At 64.5% G+C, this 16,615-nt stretch carries 18 protein-coding genes; 6 read left to right on the top strand and 12 right to left on the bottom strand.

Going from position 1 to position 16,615, the window contains the following annotated elements; translation table 11 throughout:
* Nucleotides 1–12: 12 nt before the first annotated feature.
* Genes odhB through A6F65_RS06570 form a run of 6 tightly spaced genes read left to right on the top strand, consistent with a single transcriptional unit; the run spans nt 13 to nt 5,374 of the window.
* Complete coding sequence (gene odhB / locus A6F65_RS06595) at nt 13–1,284, top strand: 2-oxoglutarate dehydrogenase complex dihydrolipoyllysine-residue succinyltransferase (RefSeq protein ID WP_067787036.1); 1,272 nt, start codon at nt 13–15, stop codon at nt 1,282–1,284.
* Between the two features lie 16 nt (nt 1,285–1,300).
* On the top strand, nt 1,301–2,023 hold the full coding sequence (locus A6F65_RS06590) for a methyltransferase domain-containing protein (RefSeq protein ID WP_067787034.1): 723 nt from the start codon (nt 1,301–1,303) through the stop codon (nt 2,021–2,023).
* On the top strand, nt 2,016–3,434 hold the full coding sequence (gene lpdA, locus A6F65_RS06585) for a dihydrolipoyl dehydrogenase (protein WP_067787032.1): 1,419 nt from the start codon (nt 2,016–2,018) through the stop codon (nt 3,432–3,434). Before A6F65_RS06590 ends, lpdA begins: the two co-directional genes overlap by 8 nt.
* A 20-nt stretch (nt 3,435–3,454) precedes the next feature.
* Nucleotides 3,455–4,267 (top strand): hypothetical protein, encoded by an 813-nt coding sequence (locus A6F65_RS06580; protein WP_237164778.1) that lies wholly within the window; start codon nt 3,455–3,457, stop codon nt 4,265–4,267.
* On the top strand, nt 4,264–4,692 hold the full coding sequence (locus tag A6F65_RS06575; protein WP_067787030.1) for a VOC family protein: 429 nt from the start codon (nt 4,264–4,266) through the stop codon (nt 4,690–4,692). The genes A6F65_RS06580 and A6F65_RS06575 overlap by 4 nt, the downstream gene beginning before the upstream one ends.
* 58 nt (nt 4,693–4,750) lie before the next feature.
* Nucleotides 4,751–5,374: a trimeric intracellular cation channel family protein gene (locus A6F65_RS06570; RefSeq protein WP_067787028.1), complete on the top strand. Its 624-nt coding sequence runs from the start codon at nt 4,751–4,753 to the stop codon at nt 5,372–5,374.
* On the opposite strand, the gene A6F65_RS06565 is transcribed toward A6F65_RS06570, so the two are convergent.
* The 12 genes from A6F65_RS06565 to rplO form a co-directional block, all read right to left on the bottom strand.
* Nucleotides 5,368–6,246 carry a hypothetical protein gene (locus A6F65_RS06565; RefSeq protein WP_067787026.1) on the bottom strand — a complete coding sequence of 293 codons (879 nt, stop codon included), beginning with the start codon at nt 6,244–6,246 and terminating at the stop codon, nt 5,368–5,370. The genes A6F65_RS06570 and A6F65_RS06565 overlap by 7 nt on opposite strands.
* 93 nt (nt 6,247–6,339) lie before the next feature.
* Complete coding sequence (locus tag A6F65_RS06560; protein WP_067787025.1) at nt 6,340–6,921, bottom strand: hypothetical protein; 582 nt, start codon at nt 6,919–6,921, stop codon at nt 6,340–6,342.
* A 137-nt stretch (nt 6,922–7,058) separates the two neighbouring features.
* Nucleotides 7,059–9,209: a prolyl oligopeptidase family serine peptidase gene (locus A6F65_RS06555; RefSeq protein ID WP_067787023.1), complete on the bottom strand. Its 2,151-nt coding sequence runs from the start codon at nt 9,207–9,209 to the stop codon at nt 7,059–7,061.
* 99 nt (nt 9,210–9,308) lie between these two features.
* Nucleotides 9,309–9,728 (bottom strand): 50S ribosomal protein L17, encoded by a 420-nt coding sequence (gene rplQ, locus A6F65_RS06550; RefSeq protein WP_067787019.1) that lies wholly within the window; start codon nt 9,726–9,728, stop codon nt 9,309–9,311.
* Nucleotides 9,729–9,822: 94 nt separating this feature from the next.
* The gene (locus A6F65_RS06545; protein WP_067787015.1) at nt 9,823–10,878 is read right to left on the bottom strand and encodes a DNA-directed RNA polymerase subunit alpha; all 1,056 of its coding nucleotides are present in this window, start codon (nt 10,876–10,878) and stop codon (nt 9,823–9,825) included.
* 118 nt (nt 10,879–10,996) lie between these two features.
* Complete coding sequence (gene rpsK / locus A6F65_RS06540) at nt 10,997–11,386, bottom strand: 30S ribosomal protein S11 (RefSeq protein WP_047005430.1); 390 nt, start codon at nt 11,384–11,386, stop codon at nt 10,997–10,999.
* Nucleotides 11,387–11,444: 58 nt separating this feature from the next.
* Nucleotides 11,445–11,813 carry a 30S ribosomal protein S13 gene (gene rpsM / locus A6F65_RS06535; protein WP_067787014.1) on the bottom strand — a complete coding sequence of 123 codons (369 nt, stop codon included), beginning with the start codon at nt 11,811–11,813 and terminating at the stop codon, nt 11,445–11,447.
* Between the two features lie 291 nt (nt 11,814–12,104).
* On the bottom strand, nt 12,105–12,656 hold the full coding sequence (locus A6F65_RS06530) for an SRPBCC family protein (RefSeq protein WP_157093077.1): 552 nt from the start codon (nt 12,654–12,656) through the stop codon (nt 12,105–12,107).
* Between the two features lie 21 nt (nt 12,657–12,677).
* Complete coding sequence (locus A6F65_RS06525) at nt 12,678–13,757, bottom strand: acyltransferase family protein (RefSeq protein ID WP_067787011.1); 1,080 nt, start codon at nt 13,755–13,757, stop codon at nt 12,678–12,680.
* 57 nt (nt 13,758–13,814) lie between these two features.
* Nucleotides 13,815–14,462 (bottom strand): adenylate kinase, encoded by a 648-nt coding sequence (locus tag A6F65_RS06520; RefSeq protein WP_067787008.1) that lies wholly within the window; start codon nt 14,460–14,462, stop codon nt 13,815–13,817.
* 30 nt (nt 14,463–14,492) lie between these two features.
* Complete coding sequence (secY, locus tag A6F65_RS06515; RefSeq protein WP_067787004.1) at nt 14,493–15,857, bottom strand: preprotein translocase subunit SecY; 1,365 nt, start codon at nt 15,855–15,857, stop codon at nt 14,493–14,495.
* Nucleotides 15,858–15,959: 102 nt separating this feature from the next.
* Complete coding sequence (gene rplO, locus A6F65_RS06510) at nt 15,960–16,502, bottom strand: 50S ribosomal protein L15 (protein WP_067790229.1); 543 nt, start codon at nt 16,500–16,502, stop codon at nt 15,960–15,962.
* Between the last annotated feature and the right edge of the window lie 113 nt (nt 16,503–16,615).

The following is a 16,615-nucleotide window of genomic DNA, read 5'->3' as shown; positions in this document are numbered from 1 at the left end:
GACGACCACCTCATGACGCAGGAAGTCAAAGTCCCCACGCTGGGCGAATCGGTCACCGAAGCGACCGTTGGCGAATGGCTGAAGCAGCCCGGCGATGCCGTGGCGCAGGACGAGCCGATCGCCAGCCTGGAGACCGACAAGGTCGCCGTGGAAGTGCCCTCCCCCGTGGCCGGCGTTCTGGGCACGCAGGAAGTCTCCGTCGGCGATACGGTGGAAGTGGGCGCCCTGCTCGCCACCATCGAGGAAGGCGGCGCCCCTGCCGGTGACGGCGAGGAAGCCGGCCGCGCTGCGCAGGCGCGCGAGCAGGAAAAGCAGATCGACCAGGAAACCGCAGCCGTCGCGAGCGGCGAGGCCTCGTCCGGCGGCGATGTGCCGACCATGTCCCCGGCCGTGCGCCGCGCCGTGCTGGAACACGGGCTGGACCCCACCACCATCAAGGGCAGCGGCAAGGATGGCCGGCTGACCAAGGAAGACGTGCTGGCCGCGGCCAAGGCGAAAGGCAGCACGCCTGCCCCGTCGCAGTCCGCACCGGCAAGCCCGGCCCCCTCGCCCGCGCCTGCCCCGGCAACCTCCGCCAAGGGTGAGCGCCGGACCGAACGCGTGAAGATGACGCGCCTGCGCCAGACCATCGCCAAGCGGCTGAAGGGCGCGCAGGAAGAAGCCGCGCTGCTGACCACCTTCAACGATTGCGACATGACCGCCGTGATCGAGGCGCGCGAGGCCTACAAGGAAGTCTTCGCCAAGAAGCACGGCATCAAGCTGGGCTTCATGTCCTTCTTCGCCAAGGCAGCCTGCCTCGCGCTGAAGGACGTGCCCGCCGTCAATGCGCAGATCGACGGGGACGAGATCGTCTATCACGACTTTGTCGACATCTCCGTCGCCGTCAGCGCGCCCAATGGCCTCGTCGTGCCGGTCGTCCGCAACGTCGAAAGCATGAGCTTTGCCGAAGTGGAGCAGGCGATTGCCGGATATGGCAAGAAGGCCAAGGAAGGCAGCCTGACCATGGATGACATGACGGGCGGCACCTTCACAATTTCCAATGGCGGCGTGTTCGGATCGCTGATGTCCACGCCCATCATCAACCCGCCGCAGAGCGCGGTGCTGGGCCTCCACCGGATCGAGGATCGCCCCGTTGCCATCAATGGCGAAGTGGTCATCCGCCCGATGATGTACCTGGCGCTCAGCTATGACCACCGCATCATCGACGGCCGCGAGGCCGTGACGGCGCTGAAGATCATGAAGGAAGCGATCGAGGATCCGATGCGGATGCTCATCGATCTCTGATAGGGCCTGCATCGTAATGAACAGCAGCCTGAAGACGAGCCTGTCGACCCGTTTCCGCAATGCGCGGGACGTGAAGCTGCGCGATGCCCTGGCGCGCGCGCCGCGGCATGGGGAGGCGCTGCGCATCCTCGACCTGGGCGGCCGGACAGAATACTGGAAGCGCGTCGGCTATGATTTCCTGACGGAGCTGGGCGTGTCGATCACGCTGCAGAACCTGCACGAGAGCGAAATCGTCCCCGATCCGGGCGCTCCGAAAGGCCTGTTCGACTGGGCGATCGGCAATGCCTGCGACCTGGACCATGCAGACAAGAGCTTCGATTTCACCCATTCCAATTCGGTGATCGAACATGTCGGCCTGTGGCGCGAGATGGAAGCCTTTGCCTCAGAGGCGCGCCGTGTCGGCGTGTCCTATTACGTGCAGACGCCGAATTTCTGGTTCCCGGTGGAGCCGCACTTCTGGTCCTTCCCGATGAACCACTGGCTGCCGCGCCCCATGCGCGCCGGGCTGATGCGCCACATGAAGCTGGCCACCGCTGGCAAGGCGAAGGACGTGGGCGAGGCCTATCGCTTCGTCGACAGCGCGCGCCTGCTGACGAAGGGGCAGATGCGCTTCCTGTTTCCCGAAGCCGAAATTTCCGCAGAGCGCGTGGCGCTCCTGCCAAAATCGCTGATCGCAACCTATATAGGTTCCACCTCGAAATCGCCCACGGGCGCGAAGCAAGAAGGTCTCCATGGCTGACCCCAATTACGATTACGACGTCCTTGTCATCGGTGCCGGTCCCGGCGGTTATGTCGCGGCGATCCGCGCAGCGCAGCTGGGCCTGAAGGTCGCCTGCGTGGAAGGCCGCGAGACGCTGGGCGGGACCTGCCTCAACGTCGGGTGCATCCCGTCCAAGGCGCTGCTGCATGCCAGCGAGTATTTCGATGCCGCCACCAACGGCACGATGGCCGACATGGGTATCGAGGTGAAGCCGAAGCTGAACCTGGAAAAGATGCACGGCCAGCGCCGCGATGCGGTGAAGGGCCTGACGGGCGGGATCGAATTCCTGTTCAAGAAGAACAAGGTGGATTGGCTGAAGGGCTATGGCACCTTCACCGACGCGCACACCGTGAAGGTTGGCGACAAGAGCTACACCGCGAAGGACGTGGTCATCGCCACCGGCTCCAGCGTCACCCCGCTGCCGGGTGTCGATGTGGACAACGATGGCGGGATCGTGGTCGATTCAACCGGCGCGCTGGAACTGGCTAAGGTGCCGCAGCACATGGTGGTGATCGGCGGCGGCGTTATCGGCCTGGAGCTGGGCAGCGTGTGGCGCCGCCTTGGCGCGAAGGTCACCTGCGTCGAATTCCTCGACGAAATCCTGCCCGGCATGGACGGCGATATCCGCAAGGAAGCCCGCAAGATCTTCAAGAAGCAGGGCATCGAATTCAAGCTTTCGACCAAGGTCACCGGCGTAGCCGTGAAGGGCAAGAAGGCCACGCTGACCATGGAACCCTCCGCTGGCGGCGATGCGGAGACGATCGAGGTGGACTGCGTGCTGGTGTCCATCGGCCGCCGTCCCAATACTGACGGGCTCGGCCTCGATGCCATCGGACTGGAAACCAACAAGCGTGGCCAGATCGAGACGGATCACGAGTTCCGCACTGCCGTGGACGGCGTCTGGGCCATCGGGGACGTGGTGCCCGGCCCCATGCTGGCGCACAAGGCGGAGGATGAAGGTATTGCCGTGGCGGAAAACATCGCCGGGCAAACTGGCATCGTGAATCACGATATCATCCCCTCCGTTGTCTACACCTGGCCGGAAATTGCCGGCGTGGGCCTGACGACAGAAGAGGCCATCGAGAAGATGGGCGGCGACAAGAAGGCCGTGAAGGTCGGCAAGTTCCCGATGATGGCCAACAGCCGCGCCAAGACCAATCACGAGCCCGACGGCTTCGTGAAGGTCATCGCCGAGGCGGAGAGCGACCGCGTGCTGGGCGTGTGGTGCATCGCCAGCGTGGCGGGCACGATGATCGCCGAAGCAGGCATCGCCATGGAATTCGGCGCGACGAGCGAGGACATCGCTTACACCTGCCATGCCCACCCGACCCATGCGGAAGCCATGAAGGAAGCCGCAATGGCCGTGCAAGGCAAGGCGATCCACGTCTGACGACGGGGTCGAAGCCGGGGGTGAAAGCGCGCCTGCCCGCCCTAGCCGCACTGGCCCTGCCGGTGCTGGCGGGCGCGGGTTGGATGTGGCTTGGCGGTGCACCGGAGCATTTTGCGCCGTTCAACCTCGCCGTCTTCGCAGTCGCGCTGTTGTGGGCGGCATTTGGCCGCGTTCCTCCAAACATCCGGATCCAGCGAATTGCCACAGCCGTTTTGCTGGCGCTGATGTTCCTGCCGCTGCTGACCGGGCCAACGCTCAATTCCTCCAGCGGCGTGCCTGTGTCGCGATGGCTGCCGCTGGGGCCGGTTTCGCTGAATACCGGCCTGTTCGCCATCCCCGCGCTGGCCGTACTGGCTGCGCGCGAGAACAATCTGGCCGCGCCGATCCTGCTTACCGCCATTTTTGCCGCCATGCTGCAGCCCGACGCGGGCGCAGGTTTCGCACTCACCTTGGCGGCGGTCGGCCTGCACCATGTAACCAAGGACTGGCGCGTCGGCCTGACCGCCATTCTCGGCTTTTTTGCGACGCTTGTGATGGTCGTGCGCGGCAAGCTGCCGGCCTTGCCATTCGTGGAGCGCGTGGTGGTGGAGGCCTTCGCCGCGAACCCGTGGGCGGCCCTGGCGCTGGCCCTCGCCCTGCTCGCGTCCTTCCTGCTTATGCTCTTCGCTGCGCCGCTGGAGCGCGCCGCCCGCTTTGCCCTTGCCGGATCCCTGTTCGGCTTTGTCGCCATGGCTGCGATGGCCGCATATCCCAGCCCGCTGATAGGCTATGGCGGAGCATCGATCCTCGGCTTTGGGCTCGCGCTCGGCCTCATCAGGAAACCCGCACCATGAACCTGCCCCCGTTCCACCTCGCCTTCCCCGTACATGACCTCGCAGCTGCGCGGGAGTTCTGGGGCGGCGTCATGGGCTGCACGGAGGGGCGCAGCAGCGAGGACTGGTGCGATTTCGACTTCTACGGCCACCAGATCGTGGCGCACCAGGCACCGGCCGCCGTGGCCAAGGTTGCAGGCGCGCATAACGAGGTGGACGGCCATGACGTGCCGGTGCCGCATTTCGGACTTGTGCTGGCGATGCAGGATTGGCGCGAGCTGGCAGAGCGGCTGCGCGGTGCGGGCGTGACGTTCGAGATCGAACCCCACATCCGCTTCGAAGGTCAGGCCGGCGAACAGGCGACGATGTTCTTTCGCGATCCCAGCGGCAATGCCGTGGAGATCAAGGCCATGGCCGACCCGGAAAGGCTGTTTGCCCGCGATTAGGGCTGCCCCCCCCTTTATCATTGCTCGCGCGCGCCCGAGCGCCTAGCGCGCGCAAATCATGCCTGAGCTGATCCCAACTCCTCTGCTTGGCGCGTTCGACCTGCTCGGCGTGGCTGTGTTTGCCCTGTCCGGCGCGCTTGTCGCCGCGCGTGAGAAGCAGACCTTCGTCACCATGGCCTTCTTCGCACTGGTCACGGGCGTGGGTGGCGGCACGGTGCGCGATCTGCTGATCGGCATCCCGGCATTCTGGGCCCGCGACCCATGGATCGCGCCCGTCTGCCTGATCGTGGCGCTGCTGGTGTGGTTTACGCCCACCCGCTGGTGGGAGCGCAAGGTGCTCGATTACACCGACGCCGTGGGCCTGACGGCCTATGCCGTGCTGGGAACCGCAAAGGCCATCGCCTATGGTATCGCGCCCGTTCCGGCGGTCCTGATGGGTGTCATCACCGGCACTGTGGGCGGCGTGATCCGGGACGTGATTGCCGGCCGCCCCAGCATCCTGATGCGGCCGGAAATGTATGTGACCGCGGCCTTCGTATCGGCCAGCGGCTGCGCCATCGGCCTGTATTTCGACTGGCCGCGCGTCCCTGTATGGATCGGCGCGACAGCGGCGGGGCTGGCGCTGCGCTGGGCGGCAATCAGGTGGAGCCTGGTGCTGCCGCCCTATTCACGCAATCAATAGCCATCCTGCTCGAAATCACCGACCGACCCGGTCTGGTAGCGGCCATCATTGCCATCCCGCGTTGAAGGCGCAGGTGCTGGTGCCTGTGCCGGCTCGCTGCGCGGCGCATAGCCTGGCTGGCCCTGCGGCTGCGGCATGTATCCGCCTGCACTGCGGTTGGCGCGGGCAGAGGCGTAGACATCGTCGCCATACTGCCGGTCGTCCTGGCGCGGCGCCGAGCCCGGCGCGCGTGCGGGTGCAGCGCGGACATAATTGTCACCCTGTCCGCCCCAGTCATCCTGCCGGTCCTCCTGCGGCTCATAAGACACGTCCCCGCCAGCGCCGACATCGGTGACGCGGCCGGAATTGTCGATCCGACAGGTCCAGCGGCCACCGCCGCGCAGATCGCCAGCGATGGACCAGCCTGCCGCGCCGCGACTGGCCTCGTCCACCGTATCGACGCGCAGGCCGCGGTTCTCGGCTGCATCGGCGCACATGTTGGCGGCGCGCTCCAGCCCGTCCAGATTGCCGCGGCGGTCGTAATCGCGCCGGTCATCGTAGTCGCGGGGCTCGTACCGCGGATCATAGCGGCGGTCGTCATAGCGGCGGTCGTCGTCGCGGTGCCGCTCACCCTTCGCGCTGTTGGCGATGACAGCGATACCGCCCAAAATCAGGATACCGGTCAGCACGTCGCCCGCGCTCACACCGCCGCGATGGCGATGGCGGCGATAGCGGCGATGCTCTGAAATATCCTCCGAAGCACTCGGAACATACTCGCTCACCTTGGCAGAGGTGCTGCGCGGCAGGTCCACGGCGGCGGCCGGACTGGCCACGAGCGACAGTGCGGCGGCCGAAGCGACCAGGGCAGAAATGCGAGAATTGGTAAAAGCCATCGGGACCCCCGGGGATGGAATGTATGCCAGAACGGCTAGGCGGCCCAGGCTTGCATAAGCCTGAACCGCCCATTTGTTGCTTGACGCTGCTGCTTAGCGCAGGCCGCGGATGCCCTTGAAGTCGACATCCACCACCCGGCCGCGCTCGATGCGGCAGGTGAACTTGCCCGTGTCATAGCCGCGATCGTTATTGCGATATCCGCGATAGTCGCGATACCTGCCGTCGCGGTAGCCGGTCTGGACGGCGATGCGCCCCTTGATCCGATAGCCGTCACGCTTCCGGTCGACGTCGCGGATGTCGATCACATCGGCGCGGCCACCATAGCTGTAGCGGTTAGCGGTGCGCTCGGCGGCGCGGACGCATTTCTCAACGGCACGGCGCGGATTGTCGCGATAGCCGCGGTGGCGGTAACCACGCCGGTCGTCATAGCGGTAGTCGCGGTCCCGGTAGCGGCGATCATCGTAACGATAATCGCGGTCGCGGTCGCGGCTGGAGGAGACGACGGCTGCAATGCCGCCGATGATCAGCGCCCCGGCAATGATCTCGCCTGCGCTGATGCCGTCATTGTCGCGGTGATCGCGAGCCGCGGCCGGCGTTGCGGAGGCCATTGCCATCGCACCTGCGGCGACGGTGGCAGTCAAGCCCTTGGCCAGGCCTTTGGTAATGGTCTTCATGTCTCAGTCCTCTTGTAGTCGGGGCAATGCCCCTTGGTGAGAACCGGTCTAGAGACCCGCGTGTGAGATCAGCCTGAATTTGCGTGAAAGGCGGCGTTCAGGAATAGACACCTTTTCCTGAACGCCGCCGTATCGCCTTATTCCGGAGAAAGCTTGGTCCAATAGGCCAGGAAGCCCAGCACATCGGCCGCTTCCTCGATCGCCTTGTCGGTCGGCTTGCCGCTGCCATGGCCGGCCCGCGTCTCGATGCGGATGAGCTGCGGCCTCGGCCCCAAATTCGCCGCTTGCAGGGCAGCGGTATACTTGAAGCTATGACCAGGCACCACGCGGTCATCCGTATCCGCCGTCGTCACCAGCAGTGCCGGATAAGCCGTATTGGCGGCGATGTTGTGATACGGCGAATAGGCGCGCAGCACCGCGAAATCGTCTTCCTTGGAAGGGTAGCCGTAATCGTCCACCCAGTACCGGCCCGCAGTGAAGCGATCGAAACGCAGCATGTCCATCACGCCCACGGCCGCATTGCCCGCCGCGAACAGGTCCGGACGCTGGTTGGCGACCGCGCCGACCAGAAGGCCGCCGTTGGAGCCGCCCTGGATGGCGAGGCCGTCCTGCGGCGTGATGCCCTCGGCAATCAGGAACTCGCCCGCCGCGATGAAATCGTCGAACACGTTCTGCTTGTTGTCGAGCCGGCCACCATCGTGCCAGGCCTTGCCGTATTCACCGCCGCCGCGGATGTTGGCGACCACATAGGCACCGCCCGCTTCCACCCAGGCCATGCGGCTGGGGCTGAAACCGGGGGTGAGCGAGATGTCGAAGCCGCCATAACCGTAAAGCAGCGTCGGGGCGGCAGCGCCGCTTTCCGCCACATCCTTGCGGCGTACAATGAACATTGGGACCCGCGTCCCGTCCTTGGAATTGTAGAAACGCTGCTCGACTGCGAAATCGTCCGGGTCGAACTGCAGGTCCGGCGCGGCGAAGATGCTGGTCTCGCCGGTCGCCATGTCCATGCGGTAAATGGTTGTCGGGCGGTTGTAGCTGGAGAAGCTGTAGAACGTCTCGCTCTTGCCCGGATCGCCCCGGAAACCGCCGACCGTGCCCAGCCCTGCCAGTTCGATCGGTGCGCGTTCATTGCCCTCGAAGGTGAAGACGCGCGCGACGCTGCTGGCGTCCTGCAGGTAAGACAGGACAAGCCGGTCACCGATCATGCTCGCGCCGGCCAGCGTCTGCTCCTGCTCCGGCACGATCTCGGCCCAGACCGGCTCATCGCCGGACAGGTCCACCGTCATTACCCGGTAAAGCGGCGCGTCCTTGTTGGTGGAGACCCACAGTTTGTCCCCGATGGAATCGATCACGCCCCAGGCGTGGTCGAAGCCTTCCACCAGCGGCATGACTTCCCAGCCCCTGGTGTCGCGCGCATCCAGGTCCACCAGGTGGATTTCGTAGCGCGAATCCGTGCCCTTGGAGCTGTAGATGACCGCCCAGCGGCCATCGCTGGTAACGCCAGCGGAATGGCCCGCCTCGGGCTCGTCCGGCGTGGCATAGACCTGCACGTCATCGCTCTGCGGCGTGCCGAGCTTGTGGTAGAACAGGGCCTGGTTGTAATTCAGCGCCTGGAAGTCCTCGCCCTCCTCCGGCTCGGGGAAGCGGGAGTAGAGGAAGCCGTCCTCGCCCACCCAGCTCAGGCCGGTGAACTTCGCCCAGCGAATCTCGTCACCGATCTGTTCGCCGGTGTCGATGTCCATCACGCGGATGATCCGCCAGTCCGTGCCGCCGTCCTGCACCGAATAAAGCAGCTTCGTGCCATCCGGACTGGGCACCCAGCCGCCCAGCGCCGTCGCGCCGTCATCGGCCCAGGCGTTGGGGTCCAGCAGCAGCTTCTGCTCGCCGTCCAGGCCTTCGCGGTAATATAGCGGGCTCTGGTTCTGCAGGCCGGTGTTGCGGGTGTAGAAATAGCGTCCGCCCTTCTCCACCGGCGTGGAGAAACGCTCGTAATTGTAGAGCTCGCCAATCCGCTCGGCGAACCACGCGCGGGCCGGCAGCTGTTCGAGGTATGCGTCGGTGACGGTATTCTGCGCTTCGACCCAATTCGCGACTTCGGGATTGTTGCGAACATCGTCCTCCAGCCAGCGATAGGGATCGGCGATCTGCTGCCCGAAGATCTCCTCCACCAGGTCCTGCTGGTAAGTCTCGGGATATTCGGGAGCGGCAATATCCTGCGCAGCCGCAGTCATGGGGGCGGAAATTGCGATGGCGGCAGCTCCGATAAGGGCGATGGATGCAGAACGCATGAAAGTCTCCGGAAAAGGAAAAAGGCGGTTGCAGGTGTAACCACTGCAACCGCCTTTTCAAAGTCCGATCTGGGCCGGACTTGCGTTCCGGAGAAAAGCTTACGCGTCTTCGTATTCGTCTTCCGACATCACCGGTCCGCTGTCCTGGCCCTTGGCATCTTCGTCACGGTCGACGAGTTCGATGATGGCGATGGGGGCAGCGTCGCTTTCGCGGAAGCCGGCCTTGATGACGCGGGTATAGCCGCCGTCACGATCCTTGTACCGCTCGGCCAGAACCTCGAACAGCTTCTTCTCCTGCGCAGCATCCAGGATGCGGGCAGCCGCCAGGCGGCGGTTGGAGAGGCCGCCACGCTTGGCCAGCGTGATCAGCTTTTCGACGTAGGGGCGCAGTTCCTTGGCCTTGGCCGTGGTGGTCAGGATCTGCTCGTGCTTGATCAGCGCGGCAGCCATGTTGCGGAACAGGGCCTTGCGGTGGCCGCTCTTGCGCGAAAGCTTACGGCCGGAAATCTTATGACGCATTATACTATCCTTCGTTCGTTATGGGCCCGTGCGAGGTAGCCCGTAGCTGGCGGCGCTTTCCTGCGATGCAGGAGGGTGCGCCGCCGTTACCCGGTCAGCCGAGAAGTTCCTGTTCGAGCTTCTTGGCCATTTCTTCAATGTTCTCCGGCGGCCAGCCAGGGATGTCCATGCCCAGGCGCAGGCCCATGCTGGACAGCACTTCCTTGATTTCGTTCAAGGACTTGCGGCCGAAGTTCGGCGTCCGCAGCATTTCTGCTTCGGTTTTCTGGACCAGGTCGCCGATGTAGATGATGTTGTCGTTCTTCAGGCAGTTGGCCGAACGCACGGACAGTTCCAGCTCGTCCACCTTCTTGAGGAGGTAGCGGTTGAGCTGGTTGGCGTCCGATTCCTGCGGCTCTGCTGCCATGCCGATCATGGCGGCCTGCGGCTGCGGGATGCCATCTTCGAAGTGGACGAACAGGGTCAGCTGGTCCTGCAGGATGCGCGCCGCATACGCGATGGCATCTTCCGGGGTGACCGTGCCGTCCGTCTCGATGGTCAGGTTCAGCTTGTCGTAGTCGAGTTCCTGCCCGACGCGGGCATTGTCGACCTTGTAGCTGACCTGGCGGATCGGCGAATACAGGCTGTCGACCGGGATCAGGCCGATCGGCGCGTCGGCCGGGCGGTTCTGCACGGCAGGAGCATAGCCCTTGCCGGTGTCTGCGGTCAGTTCCATGTTCAGCGTGGCGCCGTCATCGAGGTGGCACAGGACGAGGTCCTTGTTCAGCACTTCGATGTCGCCAGTCACAGCGATGTCGCCAGCCTTCACTTCGCCCGGGCCGGTGGCGGAAAGCTGCAGGCGCTTGGGGCCTTCGCCTTCCATCTTCAGCGCGATCTGCTTCACGTTCAGCACGATGTCGGTGACGTCTTCACGCACGCCGGCAAGGCTGGAGAATTCGTGCAGCACGTTCTCGATCTTGATCGAGGTGATAGCGGCGCCCTGCAGCGAGGAGAGCAGCACGCGGCGCAGCGCATTGCCGAGCGTCAGGCCGTAGCCGCGCTCGAGAGGTTCGGCGATGAAAGTGGCTTTCCGCTTCTTATCGGCGCCTTCCTTCACATCCAGCTGGGTGGGCTTTTTCAGTTCCTGCCAGTTCTTCATATTGACGGACATGGATATCCCCTAAGGTGTTGTAACTATGGCAAAGGCCGCGGGCGCAGGGAGCGCCGCGGCCGATGCGAATTGCTGGTGCGGGGCCGTGGATCCTGCGGCCCCGCTCGGCAGGTTCGGATCAGACGCGACGACGCTTGGACGGCCGCACACCATTGTGCGGGATCGGCGTGACGTCGCGAATGCTGGTGATGGTGAAACCCACCGCCTGGAGAGCCCGCAGCGCGCTTTCGCGGCCGCTGCCCGGGCCCTTGATCTCGACTTCCAGGGTACGCACGCCGTGTTCGGCGGCCTTCTTGCCGGCGTCGTCCGCAGCCACCTGGGCGGCATACGGAGTGGACTTGCGGCTGCCCTTGAAGCCCATCATGCCGGCGCTGGACCAGCTGATCGCATTGCCCTGGGCATCGGTGATGGTGATCATCGTGTTGTTGAAGCTGGCATTGACGTGCGCGACGCCACTGCTGATGTTCTTCTTGTCGCGGCGCCGTACCCGGCCTGGTTCGCGTGCCATTGTCTGTGTTTCCTCGTGTCTCGAAAGAAGGGAAAAGCGTAAGGGCTAGGCTCCTCGCTTACTTCTTCTTGCCGGCGATCGGCTTTGCCTTGCCCTTGCGGGTACGGGCATTGGTGTGCGTGCGCTGGCCGCGAACGGGCAGGCCCTTACGGTGACGCAGGCCGCGATAGCAGGCCAGGTCCATCAGGCGCTTGATGTTCATTGCGGTATCGCGACGCAGGTCACCTTCGACCTGGTAATCGGAATCGATGGTTTCACGGATCCGCAGGACTTCTTCGTCCGTCAGGTCCTGCACACGCGCGGTGTGATCGATGCCCAGCTTGTCGGCGATTTCCACGGCAGTCGTGCGACCGATTCCGTGAATGTAGGTAAGCGCGATGATTACACGCTTGTTGGTGGGGATGTTTACCCCGGCAATACGAGCCACTTAATTCTCCATGCTCCACAGGGAAAGGCAGGTTACCATGACGGGCCCGCCCCCTATCTCAACGCTTTCATCCGATACCTGCCTGCGCCGTAACGCGAAAAGTCCGGATGGCGCGCACATGGCTCGCCTGCCGGACTGTCCAACACGTGTCGAATGAACGGGCGCTTAGGGCGATTCTCACCCTGCGTCAACCGCGCAAAGGGACATGCGAGCAATCGCCGCCTGCCTCTCCGGCCCCTTGGCCGTCTGGGACGATATAGGGGCTTGCCGGCCCGGCGTCAAAGGGTGGGCTTATTCGCCCATGTCCGGCGAGCCGGTTTCGAGCAGGCTGGCCAGTCTTCCGAGCTGTTCCGATTGCACGGAATCGACCGGCCCGGCGAGCTGTCCCAGCGGGTAACGCCCGTATCCGCCCACCACGTAAGTCCAAGTCACAAGCGTCTCCCCTTCCCGCGCTTCCTCCAGCACGATGGAGAGCGTGCCGTGATAGGCTTCCGGCTGCAGCGGGCCGAGCGCGCCCGACATTCGCAGCATTCGGCCCGGCACGGCCTGGATGACCCGCATGTGCTCGACAGAGCCGCCACCGGGCATGGTCTCGCAGAAGCAGCCGCCCGCGCGCGGATCCATGCGGAAGTTCGCCCCGTCGAGCGACCAGCTGTGCTGCGGGTTCCACCAGCGGGCAGGCTGCACCAGCGCGCCCCACACGGCATCGGGGCCGGCCTGTATGGTCACTTCGGCCTGCGTCACGAAGCCGCGCTCGCTCGCCTGCAGCACTTCGGCCTGTGCGGTGGCGGCGGGCAGGGTCGATGCGGCCATCAGGGCCAGTGCGGTCGCAAGTGTCTTCACGGCAGTCCTCCGGTCGGTCCTTCAGGGCACGCGCGCGGCGATTGCCTCGCCATCGGCCACCCGTGCGGCAGCCGCGCTGCGTATGCGGTCGCGCCATGCCTCCAGGGGCCTGTCGATAGCGAAAACGAGGACCGCGCAAAAGGCCGCGAGGACCGGAAGCGTGACGAGGAAGGTCTGCACACCGCGCGCGTCCATCCCGCTGCTCGCCTGTCCGAAGACCAGGGCGCCGGCCACCAGCATCGCGGCCCAGTGCAGCAGGTAGACCGGATAGCTGAAATCGCCCAGCAGCTTGTCGAGCCATGCGGCCCTGCCCGCCGGACGCAAGGCAAACAGCTGCGCAGCCAGCAGCGCGGCGATGGCGGCGTTCAGCACATTCCCGATGGCGACCATCCGCCAGTCCATGGTCAGCGCGGAAAAGGCCGCCACTGCGGCAAACCACACGCCGTAGCGAAGGGCCACCAGGCCAAGGCACCGCCGCACGGCATGCTGAGCTGTCACGAGCCTTTCGCGGTAATGCCACGCCAGCGCTCCCAGCGCGAAGGGCACGGAGCCGGCCGGAATGGCGCTGTAGGCGCGCGTCTCGCCGAAATCGGCGACAAACCCATAAGCGAGGTAGGCGAGGCCCGCCGCCAGCCACAGCCAGCAGCGCAGCGGCGTGCGCGACAGGCCCAGCGCGATGAGGGCGTAATAGAACAGCTCCACCGTCAGCGCCCACGTCTGGGGAACCAGCTTCGGGTCCAGCTGCGAGGGCAGCATCGCGGGATAGACCATGGTGAGATTGCGCGCCCAGGCCGCCACGTCTCCCGGAATGCCGATCCGGTCACCGATACCGTCGTCGACCCCGGGCCCGAACCAGAGCATGACCGCCAGCATGACAGCGATGGCGAACAGGTTTCCCGGGTAAAGCCTGACCGCGCGATTGAGGGCGAAGCGCCCCACGCCGGCTGCGGAATAGCCGTAGGTCCGCTGCATGATGGCGGTCATCAGGAAGCCCGACAGGGCGAAGAATGCGAACACGGCATACATGCCGATCAGGTTCACATGCAGCAGGTGGAAGACGACCACTTCCATCGCCAGCAGCAGGCGCCAGCTACCGAACATCGGCGCAGTTTCCGGTAAGGTTTGTCTGGAAACGCGGCAGGGGCCTGCCGCGAACCATCAGCCGCGAAGGACTTTCTCGATGCTGGTGGTGACATCGTCGATCGGGGCCATGCCGTCCACGCGCGTCACGATGCCGCGTTCTTCATACAGCGGAAGGATCGGCGCGGTCTTGGCGCGATATTCCTCCATCCGCTTGCGGACGGTTTCCTCGTTATCGTCGGGCCGGCGCTTGAATTCGGTGCTGCCGCACTTGTCGCACTTGCCCTCGGTCTCGGGCTGCTTGAATTCGTCGTGATAGCCTTCGCCGCACTCGGCACAGGTGAAGCGGCCGCAGATACGCTCGACCAGAGCGTCTTCGTCGACATGGAGTTCGATCACATGGTCGAGCTGGCGCCCGTGCTGGCCCAGGATCCCGTCGAGCTGTTCGGCCTGCGCGGCGGTGCGGGGATAGCCGTCGAAGATGGCGCCCACAGCATCGCCCATGGCGGTCAGCTCGGCATCGATCAGGGCGGACACGATCTCGTCCGAGACCAGCTCGCCTGCATCCATCACCTTCTTGGCCCGGATGCCGACAGGCGTCTGCGCCTTCACGGCAGCGCGCAGCATGTCCCCGGTGGAAAGCTGGCGCATGCCATGATGCTCTTCCAGCAGGTGGGACTGCGTCCCCTTGCCTGCGCCCGGAGGGCCCAACAGGATGATATTCACAAGCGAATCCCCTTCACGCCTGTTTCTGCCCTAGCGCAGACGACCCTTCAACTTAGCTTTTTTGATGAGGTCGCCATACTGGTGCGCCAGCAAGTGGGACTGGATCTGGCTGATCGTATCCACGGTGACGTTCACGACGATCAGCAGGCTGGTCCCGCCCAGGAACAGCGGAAGGCCGGTCTGTGCTATGGCCCATTCCGGAACCACGCAGACCACGGTCAGGTAAGCTGCGCCGATCACCGTCACGCGCGTCAGCACATAGTCGAGGTAATCGGAAGTCCGCTTGCCAGGACGGATGCCGGGGATGAAGCCGCCGTTCTTCTTCAGGTTCTCCGCCGTGTCTTCCGGGTTGAAGACAACCGCGGTGTAGAAGAAGCAGAAGAAGATGATCAGCGCCGCATACAGCAGCATGTAGATCGGCTGCCCGTGCTGCAGGTAGATGTTCAGCGTATCGATGATGCCGCCGCCGGTGCTTTCGGAATCGATAGAATTACCGGCGAACTGCGTGATCGTCAGCGGCAACAGCAGCAGCGAGCTGGCGAAGATCGGCGGGATAACGCCGGCCGTGTTCAGCTTCAGCGGCAGGTGGCTGCGGTCCGCCTGCATCATCCCGCGCTGGTTGGCGCGCTTGGGATACTGGATCAGCAGGCGCCGCTGGGCGCGCTCCATGAAGCAGATGAACAGGATCAGCAGGATGATCATCACCACCAGGCCCACGATCAGGCCAGCGGAAATGGAGCCTTCACGACCACCTTCAAACAGGTTGACGGTAAAGGTCGGGAACTGGGCGACGATGCCCGCCATGATGATCAGAGAGACGCCGTTACCGATGCCGCGGCTGGTGATCTGCTCACCCAGCCACAGCAGGAACATGGTGCCGCCGATCAGGCTGATGACGGCCACGATACGGAACAGGAAACCGGGGTCGACCACGGCGGCCAGACCGCTCTGCGCGGCGTAGGATTCAAGGCCCGTCGCCAGGAAATAGCCCTGGATCGCGCACAGGAAGACCGTGCCGTAGCGGGTGTACTGGTTCAGCTTCTTGCGGCCGGCCTCGCCTTCCTTCTTCAGCGCCATCAGCGCCGGGTGGAGCGAGGAGGCCAGCTGGATCACGATGGAGGCGGTGATGTAGGGCATCACGCCCAGCGCGATCAGGCTCATACGCTCCAGGCTGCCGCCGGAGAACGTGTTGAACAGGTCGAGGATGCCGCCGCGGGTCTGGTCATACAGCTGGTCCAGCGCGGCCGGGTTCACACCGGGCAGCGGGACGAAGCTGAGGAAACGGAAGACGACGAGCGCCCCGATGGTGAACCAGATGCGCTGGCGCAGTTCTGTCGCCTTGCTGAAATTGGCAAGGCTCAGATTGCTGGCGAAGTTGTCGGCACGTGAAGCCATGGTAACCGGATATCCTGACGTTGGGCCGGTCCCTCCCGGCTCAGGCGATACAGATAGGAAGGCGCAGGGTCATTGTCGAACCCTGCGCCCAATTTTTCCCGATCAACCGGCCTTTTCGGCCTTCTTGGCCCGTGCGGCCTTGTTGGTTTCGGCCCGTGCAGCCTTCTTTTCGTGCTCGGGCTGGCCCTTGGCGATCACTTCCACGGAACCGCCGGCCTTTTCGACTGCTTCAATGGCGCCCTTGCTGGCACCGGCAACCACGAACTTGGCCTTAGCCTTCAGTTCGCCCTTGCCCAGCAGGCGGACGCCATCCTTACCACCGCGTGCGAGGCCGGCAGCCTTCAGCGCTTCGTGGTCGATGGTCTTCTTGCCGTCGAGCTTCTTGGCGTCGATGAACTTCTGCACCATGCCGATGTTCACTTCGGCATAGTCCTTGCCGAACGGGTTGTTGAAGCCGCGCTTCGGCAGGCGCATGTGCAGCGGCATCTGGCCGCCTTCGAAACCCTTGATGGCAACGCCGGAGCGGCTCTTCTGGCCCTTCTGGCCACGGCCAGCGGTCTTGCCCTTGCCGGAACCGATACCGCGGCCGACGCGGATGCGGTCCTTGCGGGCACCGGGGTTGTCACGAAGTTCGTTCAGCTTGATAGTCATAATGCACTCGCTTTCGCTTTTGTTCGCGCTGTTGGGAAGCGGGCCCGATAGCCGCGCGGGGCGCACTTGTCACCCCCTTCTTTGCTGCGAGTTCGCGTGATACGGCC

The sequence above is a fragment of the Paraurantiacibacter namhicola genome, assembly GCF_001687545.1.
In the GTDB taxonomy this organism is placed as follows: domain Bacteria; phylum Pseudomonadota; class Alphaproteobacteria; order Sphingomonadales; family Sphingomonadaceae; genus Paraurantiacibacter; species Paraurantiacibacter namhicola.
This window is presented reverse-complemented; position numbering and strand designations above follow the sequence as displayed.

What these genes read in the sequence shown, in the direction of transcription:
- odhB (WP_067787036.1), top strand. Translation starts at nt 13, where the DNA reads ATGACGCAGGAAGTCAAAGTCCCCACGCTGGGCGAATCGGTCACCGAA.
- A6F65_RS06590 (WP_067787034.1), top strand. Translation starts at nt 1,301, where the DNA reads ATGAACAGCAGCCTGAAGACGAGCCTGTCGACCCGTTTCCGCAATGCG.
- lpdA (WP_067787032.1), top strand. Translation starts at nt 2,016, where the DNA reads ATGGCTGACCCCAATTACGATTACGACGTCCTTGTCATCGGTGCCGGT.
- A6F65_RS06575 (WP_067787030.1), top strand. Translation starts at nt 4,264, where the DNA reads ATGAACCTGCCCCCGTTCCACCTCGCCTTCCCCGTACATGACCTCGCA.
- A6F65_RS06570 (WP_067787028.1), top strand. Translation starts at nt 4,751, where the DNA reads ATGCCTGAGCTGATCCCAACTCCTCTGCTTGGCGCGTTCGACCTGCTC.
- A6F65_RS06565 (WP_067787026.1), bottom strand. Translation starts at nt 6,246, where the DNA reads ATGGCTTTTACCAATTCTCGCATTTCTGCCCTGGTCGCTTCGGCCGCC.
- A6F65_RS06560 (WP_067787025.1), bottom strand. Translation starts at nt 6,921, where the DNA reads ATGAAGACCATTACCAAAGGCCTGGCCAAGGGCTTGACTGCCACCGTC.
- A6F65_RS06555 (WP_067787023.1), bottom strand. Translation starts at nt 9,209, where the DNA reads ATGCGTTCTGCATCCATCGCCCTTATCGGAGCTGCCGCCATCGCAATT.
- rplQ (WP_067787019.1), bottom strand. Translation starts at nt 9,728, where the DNA reads ATGCGTCATAAGATTTCCGGCCGTAAGCTTTCGCGCAAGAGCGGCCAC.
- A6F65_RS06545 (WP_067787015.1), bottom strand. Translation starts at nt 10,878, where the DNA reads ATGTCCGTCAATATGAAGAACTGGCAGGAACTGAAAAAGCCCACCCAG.
- rpsK (WP_047005430.1), bottom strand. Translation starts at nt 11,386, where the DNA reads ATGGCACGCGAACCAGGCCGGGTACGGCGCCGCGACAAGAAGAACATC.
- A6F65_RS06525 (WP_067787011.1), bottom strand. Translation starts at nt 13,757, where the DNA reads ATGTTCGGTAGCTGGCGCCTGCTGCTGGCGATGGAAGTGGTCGTCTTC.
- secY (WP_067787004.1), bottom strand. Translation starts at nt 15,857, where the DNA reads ATGGCTTCACGTGCCGACAACTTCGCCAGCAATCTGAGCCTTGCCAAT.